Annotated in this window: 1 protein-coding gene; it reads left to right on the top strand. The window is 64.5% G+C overall.

The window, feature by feature from the left end; all coding sequences use genetic code 11:
* Positions 1 to 120 precede the first annotated feature (120 nt).
* The gene (locus ACHAA3_RS16795) at positions 121 to 1368 is read left to right on the top strand and encodes an IS256 family transposase (protein WP_435710244.1); all 1248 of its coding nucleotides are present in this window, start codon (positions 121 to 123) and stop codon (positions 1366 to 1368) included.
* Positions 1369 to 1413: the final 45 nt, after the last annotated feature.

Here is a 1413-nt window from a genome sequence, read left to right as displayed (position 1 = left end):
AGTTAGGTCCCCGATAGTGGTGTAGCGCGGTTGCCGAGTTCATCACCTGGATGGACATAGACGCGGCCACCGCGTGATCCTTCAAGAGATCTCTCACAACCACCTTGAAGAGGACACACGATGACCGCTCCACACATTGTCGACCCTGCTGGCCTACTTGGCGAAGCCCTGGTCGACGCTTCCCCAGATCTGATGCGGGATCTGCTGCAGACGATGATCAACGCCCTGCTCTCAGCCGACGCCGACTCGGTGGTCGGGGCCGAGTACGGCCGACCTGATCCTGGTCGTGTCGCTCAGCGCAACGGCTATCGGCACCGGCCCCTGGACACCCGCGTCGGCACGGTCGATGTTGCCGTCCCCAAACTGCGGTCCGGGTCCTACTTCCCGGACTGGCTGCTCGAGCGCCGCAAACGGTCTGAAGCTGCGTTGATCACGGTCGTGGCTGACTGCTATCTCGCTGGCGTGTCCACGCGACGGATGGACAAGCTCGTCAAGACGTTGGGGATCACTGGCCTGTCCAAATCGCAGGTCTCGCGGATGGCAGCCGACCTCGACCAGACCGTTGATGAGTTCCGCCACCGACCACTCGGCGAGGCCGGCCCGTTCACGTTCGTCGCGGCCGACGCGTTGACGATGAAGGTCCGAGAAGGCGGCCGCGTCGTTGCCTCGGTCGTGCTCGTGGCAACTGGCGTCAACGCTGACGGGCGCCGAGAAGTCCTCGGCCTGCGGGTCGCCACATCCGAGACTGGGGCTGCGTGGAACACGTTCTTCGCCGACCTCGTCGCCCGCGGCCTCACAGGCGTTCGGCTCGTGACCTCAGATGCCCACGCCGGGTTGAAAGACGCGATCGCTGCGAATCTACCCGGAGCTGCGTGGCAGAGGTGCCGCACCCACTACGCGTTCAACCTGATGTCGGTGACACCCAAGAGCATGTGGCCAGCGGTCAAAGCGATGCTCCACTCCGTTTATGACCAGCCCGACGCACCAGCGGTGACCGCCCAGTTCGACCGGCTCATCGACTACGTCGACGACAAGCTCCCCGACGTCGCCGAACACCTGGCCGGCGCCCGTGAGGACATTCTCGCGTTCGCGACCTTCCCCGAAGGGCTCTGGCAACAGATCTGGTCCAACAACCCCAACGAACGTCTCAACCGCGAGATCCGCCGCCGCACCGACAGCGTTGGGATCTTCCCCAACCGCGACGCGATCATCCGTCTCGTCGGCGCCGTCCTGGCCGAACAGAGCGACGAATGGGCCGAAGGACGCCGCTACCTCGGCCTGGAGATCCTCACCAAGTCCCGCATCCACATCGTCCCCGCCAGCAACGCCGACATCGACAAGGAGGACCTCCCAGCACTCACCGCCTGACCCCGAAAGGGTCACGCAGCGCTACACCACTACCTGGGACTTGAC

It is taken from the genome of Aeromicrobium sp. CF3.5, assembly GCF_051262695.1.
Classification (GTDB): domain Bacteria; phylum Actinomycetota; class Actinomycetes; order Propionibacteriales; family Nocardioidaceae; genus Aeromicrobium.
This window is presented reverse-complemented; position numbering and strand designations above follow the sequence as displayed.